Source organism: Tateyamaria sp., assembly GCF_039940735.1.
Classification (GTDB): domain Bacteria; phylum Pseudomonadota; class Alphaproteobacteria; order Rhodobacterales; family Rhodobacteraceae; genus Tateyamaria.
Window position 1 is genome coordinate 140,123 of record NZ_JBDVGB010000039.1, and the last position, 6,196, is coordinate 146,318.

The following is a 6,196-nucleotide window of genomic DNA, read 5'->3' on the forward strand; positions in this document are numbered from 1 at the left end:
ATCTAGTCCTTGCGCGAGGCGGCCATTTTGGTCGCCTTGTCGCGGCTGCCAACGTGCGTGGTTTCCGCTAAAACGTCGCTCACACGGCTGGGCATTGTGCTTAGTTTGTTCGCGATGACGTGGTCGGCGTCTCCGGCCCATTTCAAAAGCCAGATCAATGCCGCATCGGTCGCATTCAAAACGCGGAACTCAGGCGCGACGGCGCTTGGCGTTGTATGTGGTGTCGTTTCTTCGATCATCTCCAATCTCCTGATCAGTTAAAATTTCGTAGATCAAGGTTAGCAAAATCATCATGGCGGCATGAGCGATTAACGCCTTGTAATTAATTAGAGTTTTCTATGTTTTTGGTGAATGGCGCGTTGATGGAACGATGACCACCTTCAATAAATGCACCAGACAAAGGCACGTAACTGATGCAATCGGCGCAGTAGAAACGTGTTTCAGGGAACACTTTGGTTCACTTGGCGGCGACAGGGCCCTATAGCTGGGCCATGGCGAAACGCACGACAAAGAAGACCAAGAAAACCCCACGGCGTCGGTTTCGACCCGATCGTTGGATCATGCGCTGGACCCTGCGTTTGATCAGCGTTGCGTTTTTGCTTGCGGTGTTTTTGGTCGTTCTTTGGGGCGTGTTTAACCCACCTACGACATATTACATGATGCAGGAATCCCGCCGATTGGGCGGTGTAGAACAAAAATGGGCTGACATGGAGCAAATCGCACCTGTCATGCCCCGGGCTGCTGTGGCCGCAGAGGATGCCAATTTTTGCAATCATTGGGGATTGGATATTGTCGCGATCCGCAAGGCGCTTGAAGACGACAGTGGGCGCGGCGCGTCGACCATCAGCCAACAAGTCGTGAAAAACGTGTTCTTGTGGCACGGCAGGACTTGGACCCGCAAAGTGCTTGAGGCGGCACTGACGCCATTGATGGAAGCACTATGGTCCAAGCAACGCATTCTTGAGGTGTATTTGAACGTGGCAGAGTTCGATGAAGGTGTCTTTGGCATCGAGGCTGCCGCGCAACACTATTTCGGTGTCGATGCCGCTTCTCTCACGCCCACTCAGGCGGCCCGGTTGGCTGCGATTTTACCTAATCCCAAGGGGCGTTCAGCCAGCAACCCATCGAGTTTCGTACGAAAACGTGCCAGTCAGATCGTCGACGGAGCGGCCACCATCCGCGCGGATGGGCGGGCAGACTGTTTCCAGAGTTGAAAATACTCTGACGAAGGTGCATGGATACCTAACCACTAAAAAAGCCCGGATTTACCATGGCCCGTTTGTTTCACGTCCCTCTATCTCCCTTCTGCCGCAAGGTACGCTTGTCTTTGGCGGAAAAGAAGATCGAGGTGGAGTTGGTTGAAGAACGCTTTTGGGAATTGGATCCTGACTTTCTGCGACGTAACCCGGCCGCCAAAGTGCCGGTGCTGCGCCTTGATGGGGTGATGATGGCCGAAAGTGCGGCCATTTGTGAATACATCGAAGAGACTCGTCCAGAACCATCGCTGATGCCCAGCGATTCAGCGGGTAAGTTGGAAGTGCGCCGTTTGGTGGGGTGGTTTGACGATAAGTTTCATCACGAAGTCACATCCAAACTGCTGTATGAACGGGTCAACAAGAAGGTAATGAGCAAAGGGTTTCCCGACAGCCGCAATGTCAAAGATGGCGCAAAGGCCATCAAGTATCATTTGGACTACATGACATGGTTGCTGGATCATCGCCGCTGGCTTGCTGGTGATGCAATGACGCTGGCGGATTTTGCGGCGGCGTCGCATTTGTCTTGCCTTGATTATATCTCGGATGTGGATTGGAACCGCAGCGAGGTCGTCAAGGATTGGTATGCCAAGATCAAATCCCGCCCTGCGTTCCGGTCTATTTTGGCGGATCAGGTGCCGGGCTTTCCACCGCCGCGACACTACAATGACCTCGACTTCTGATTTTGGCGCTGTGCTGGGGCTCTGCCCCGTCGCTTTTGCGACTCCCCGGAGTTTATTTTGCAAGATGAAGATATGGATCTGAAGGACCGCGTTGTTGCGCGTGCTTTGGAGGAAGGGTTTGTAATGGCCCGAGTTTGTCGCCCAGATGCGGTACCCGAGATGGCAGCGCGGTTGGACGCATATGTGGCCGCTGGCTATCATGGGCAGATGGGGTGGATGGCCGAGCGGATGCATTGGCGTGCTGATCCATCAGTGCTTTGGCCTGAGGCGCGTTCGATCCTGATGCTGGCCGAGAGTTATGCACCCGAACATGATCCATTGGCCGTTTTAGAACGCCCGAATTTGGGTGCCGTTTCGGTTTATGCGCAGGGGCGTGACTACCACGACATCGTCAAGAAACGTCTAAAGCGTTTGGCGCGGTGGTTGATAGAAGAAGCGGGCGGCGAGTTGAAGGTGTTTGTCGATACCGCGCCCGTCCCAGAGAAAGCCTTGGGTCAAGCATCAGGTCTTGGCTGGCAGGGCAAGCATACGAACTTGGTCAGCCGTGAATGGGGCAATTGGGCCTTTTTAGGATCGATTTTCACAACATTGGATTTGGAACCCGATTTGCCTGAGGTCGATCACTGTGGATCGTGTACGTCCTGTCTTGATGCTTGTCCGACAAAGGCATTCATTGCCCCATATCAGTTGGATGCGCGCCGCTGCATTTCCTATCTCACGATTGAACATAAGGGACCAATTGCGCCTGATTTGCGCGCTGCGATGGGGAACCGCATTTATGGGTGTGATGATTGTTTAGCGGCTTGCCCGTGGAACAAATTCGCCGTAGCGGCCAGTGATATGCGGTATTTGGGGGCTGTGGGCGCGCCACCTTTGGCCGAGCTGGCTGTATTGGACGATGCGGAGTTTCGGACTCGGTTTTCGGGCTCTCCGGTTAAGCGGATCGGGCGAAATCGATTTGTGCGCAATGTCCTTTATGCCATTGGGAATTCGAATGATGTGTCATTGATGTCTATCGCGCAAGGATTGGCCGAAGACCCGGATCCGGCGGTCGCGGATGCAGCGTGCTGGGCCGTGGCGCGATTGAGTTAAGCGAGGGAACAGGCATGGCGATATCGCTGGGTGTCGATACGGGTGGCACCTATACCGACGCGGTTTTGATCCGCGATGATGAGGAAGTATTGGCCCGCGCCAAAGCGTTGACCACCCGGCATGATCTTGCAATCGGCGTCGGCACAGCAGTGCGCACTGTGCTTGAGACATCAGGTGTCGATGCGAGCGATGTTGCCATGGCGTCATTATCCACCACTTTGGCGACCAATGCGTTGGTCGAGGGGCAGGGCGGTCGCGTTGCTTTGATCTATGTCGGATTTCGGGCGCAGGATCTGGACACACAGGGCTTGGCCCAAGCGTTGGGAAATGATCCGGTTTGTGTGCTTTCTGGCGGGCACAATCATGATGGATTGCAAACCGCTGATCTGGACGAGGCGACCCTACGCAGATTTCTAGAGACACATAAAACAGATGTGAGCAGTTTTGCCGTCGCAGCGCAATTTGCGACGCGCAATCCTGAACACGAACAGCGCGTCGTTGAATTGGTGCGCAACATCACTGGTTGCCCTGTCTCTGCCAGCCATCAATTGTCGGCCAAGTTGGGTGGACCAAAGCGGGCGTTAACGGCGGTTCTGAACGCGCGTCTGATCGGTCTGATCGATGCCCTCATTGGCCGTGCCGAAGATGAACTGCGTCTTATTGGTATCGATGCGCCTATGCTGGTTGTGCGTGGGGACGGTGCCTTGATGTCGTCGGCGCAAGCGCGGCAACGTCCGATTGAGACGATCCTAAGCGGCCCAGCTGCATCCATTGTCGGGGCACGTTGGCTGACAGGGGCGGATCACGCTTTGGTCAGCGACATCGGCGGAACGACAACAGATGTTGCGATGTTGAAGGATGGGCGCCCAAAGATTGACCCTGATGGAGCACGTGTCGGTGCGTTTCGCACCATGGTCGAAGCGGTAGCAATGCGGACCACAGGCCTTGGTGGCGACAGCGAGGTCCACTTTGTGGGAGAAGGATTGCTTGGGGGCGTGACGTTGGGGCCTCGTCGGGTTGTTCCGGTGTCGCTGATGGCCGCAGAAGCGCCTGATGTGGTGTTGCCGGCGCTTGAGGCACAAATGCGCAACACGACCCCCGGCGAATTTGACGGGCGTTTTGTGCGCGCTGTGCCGGGTGTCCACGCGGGCGGTCTTGCCGCGCGGGATGCGGACCTTTTGGCGCGCATTGGTGACGATGTGCACCCGTTAGGGTCTGTTTTGCGCACTAGGATGGAATTGGGGGCGCTCAAGCGGCTGGTCGCGCGTGGGCTGTTGCAGATATCTGGGTTGACGCCATCTGATGCCAGTCACGTGCTGGGGCATCTAAATGCATGGGATGCAACGGCAGCACGGATTGCATGCCAACTTTTCGGACGGCGACGCACCGGCGCAGGCGAAGTGCTAACCAAGGATCCAAAACAGATGGCGCAAATAGTGGTTGATCAACTGACGCATCAAACCGGGCAGGCTCTTTTACAAACCGCATTGGCCGAAGATGGCTTCGACGAAAACCTTGCAGACCACATTCTGCTTCAAAAAGGTCTAAGTGGACACAAAAACGCCCTGCAAATCAACGCTGGCCTGGCTGTGCCGGTTGTGGGCCTTGGGGCGTCTGCAGCAACGTATTACCCGGCGGTCGGCGCTTTAACAGGCACAGAAATGATCCTGCCCACTGACGCCGGGGTCGCCAATGCGATCGGGGCAGTTGTGGGACATGTCACAATGCGTCGCAGCGGTACTGTGACCTCCCCAAGCGAAGGGCGGTTCCGTGTGCATTTGGACAGCGGGCCAGAAGATTTCACAGCGGCCGACCCAGCCCTTAAATGCCTGGAAACCGCTTTGCGCGACGCTGCCACAGCGGCAGCTACAGCCGCAGGCGCATTAGAAATCGACATCCGAGTGACCCGCGACATTCGCACAGCGCAGGTTGAAGCGCGCGAAGTGTTTATAGAAGCAACCTTGACAGTCGAGGCCGCAGGACGTCCGCGTGTGGCAGTGGATTGAACGTCACTCCCGCCTTCTTTGGGTCTAAAACACCCGGCCTTATGTATCAAACGCACCAAGATTTGTGAATCCCGACACGCTATAAAAGCGGCATGCAGGACAAATCGATAGACGGGGCGCTTCTTGCGCTACGCAAGCAAATCATAAGGGGAAGTCTGGACGGCTTGGGACACGTTGAGTCATTGCTGGCCCAGCGTAGCGTTCATATGCCAGCCGTACTGCCAGCTAAGACCGAGGATGCGGCGCGTAGGGGGCATATGTCAGCTTTGGTCCTAAATGCCCTTAGATGCGGTCCCGCGCCTTTGCGAGTGATTGCGGCACATGTTGCCACCAATCGGCCTGAGATAAGCGAAAGGGAGGCCTATGTGCGAACAACGCAAACGCTAGATAGGCTGAAGCATCGGGGGCATGTGGTGCAGGACTTCGGGCCAGATGGGTGCTTGTGGAGAATGTCGGACTCGACTCATGCAGGCCGCTCTGATCTACCCTTAGATACCTGAGACCGCGCGATGCGCGGGATGCCGCGTTTGGCGATGGGTAGGGCTTAGCGGCCCTGTGTCTGAGGTTAGCACCAAAATGGCTAAGGCTCTGCGAAATCCGCCACTACTTTCCACGAAGGCAGTGACGGATGGACGTTTGTCGAAGCGAACGCCCCAAGTGATCATAGGGACGCTCAACTGCTAGCAACGGCAGTTTAAAAAATGACAGCGGTTTTAAACCGTCTGACGCGTCAGACGATGCATGTAGGAGACCCCTATGCAGCATTATCTGACGGTTATCGCCCTTGTCGCAAATATTGTGACAATTGCGGTTGGATTGCTCGCACTGGCCGATTGGCTAATGTGACTTTCTTGGCGGAGGGTTACGGCCCTTCGCCTGCCATCTTTTTCTAAACAAATCTGGATATAAACACAAGAAGAACTGGACTCATCACGCAAAATTTCCTGCGAATTACGCCGCGCGCTGCCAGTAACCCTTCCAGTTGCGCGACACGGGCGCATCCATCGCGTTTGACACGACGATCCGCGCCAGCGTGCCGTTGTCGGTGCGGCGGTTGTCTTCCAACCATGCAGAGTGGTTCGCATATTGGTGCAGGTACTTAGGCGAAACGCCGTGGTGCTGGCCTTGGATCATGTTGCGCAGGCGGGAAAAGAAGCTCTCA

The 6,196-nt window shown here is 55.7% G+C and carries 6 protein-coding genes; 4 read left to right on the forward strand and 2 right to left on the reverse strand.

Annotated elements, in window-relative coordinates:
- Positions 1-2 precede the first annotated feature (2 nt).
- Entirely contained in the window at positions 3-239 is a 237-nt protein-coding gene (locus ABJF76_RS08230; RefSeq protein ID WP_413821984.1) for a hypothetical protein, read from the reverse strand.
- A gap of 252 nt (positions 240-491) precedes the next feature.
- Between ABJF76_RS08230 and mtgA the strand changes: the two genes are divergently transcribed.
- From mtgA to ABJF76_RS08250, 4 genes are all read left to right on the forward strand, one after another.
- Positions 492-1,214, forward strand: coding sequence for a monofunctional biosynthetic peptidoglycan transglycosylase (mtgA, locus tag ABJF76_RS08235; protein WP_413821985.1), 723 nt, complete (start codon positions 492-494; stop codon positions 1,212-1,214).
- 56 nt (positions 1,215-1,270) lie between these two features.
- Positions 1,271-1,936, forward strand: coding sequence for a glutathione S-transferase family protein (locus ABJF76_RS08240; protein ID WP_413821986.1), 666 nt, complete (start codon positions 1,271-1,273; stop codon positions 1,934-1,936).
- Between the two features lie 72 nt (positions 1,937-2,008).
- Entirely contained in the window at positions 2,009-3,028 is a 1,020-nt protein-coding gene (gene queG / locus ABJF76_RS08245; protein WP_413821989.1) for a tRNA epoxyqueuosine(34) reductase QueG, read from the forward strand.
- Between the two features lie 14 nt (positions 3,029-3,042).
- Positions 3,043-5,034, forward strand: coding sequence for a hydantoinase/oxoprolinase N-terminal domain-containing protein (locus tag ABJF76_RS08250; protein ID WP_413821987.1), 1,992 nt, complete (start codon positions 3,043-3,045; stop codon positions 5,032-5,034).
- A gap of 951 nt (positions 5,035-5,985) precedes the next feature.
- Here the strand turns inward: ABJF76_RS08250 and ABJF76_RS08255 are convergent.
- A partial coding sequence (locus tag ABJF76_RS08255) for a transposase (RefSeq protein ID WP_413821988.1) occupies positions 5,986-6,196 on the reverse strand: 211 nt, incomplete at its 5' end.

Excerpts from the sequence above, each read along its gene's own strand:
- mtgA (WP_413821985.1), top strand. The coding sequence starts at position 492 with ATGGCGAAACGCACGACAAAGAAGACCAAGAAAACCCCACGGCGTCGG.
- ABJF76_RS08230 (WP_413821984.1), bottom strand. The coding sequence starts at position 239 with ATGATCGAAGAAACGACACCACATACAACGCCAAGCGCCGTCGCGCCT.
- queG (WP_413821989.1), top strand. The coding sequence starts at position 2,009 with ATGGATCTGAAGGACCGCGTTGTTGCGCGTGCTTTGGAGGAAGGGTTT.
- ABJF76_RS08240 (WP_413821986.1), top strand. The coding sequence starts at position 1,271 with ATGGCCCGTTTGTTTCACGTCCCTCTATCTCCCTTCTGCCGCAAGGTA.
- ABJF76_RS08250 (WP_413821987.1), top strand. The coding sequence starts at position 3,043 with ATGGCGATATCGCTGGGTGTCGATACGGGTGGCACCTATACCGACGCG.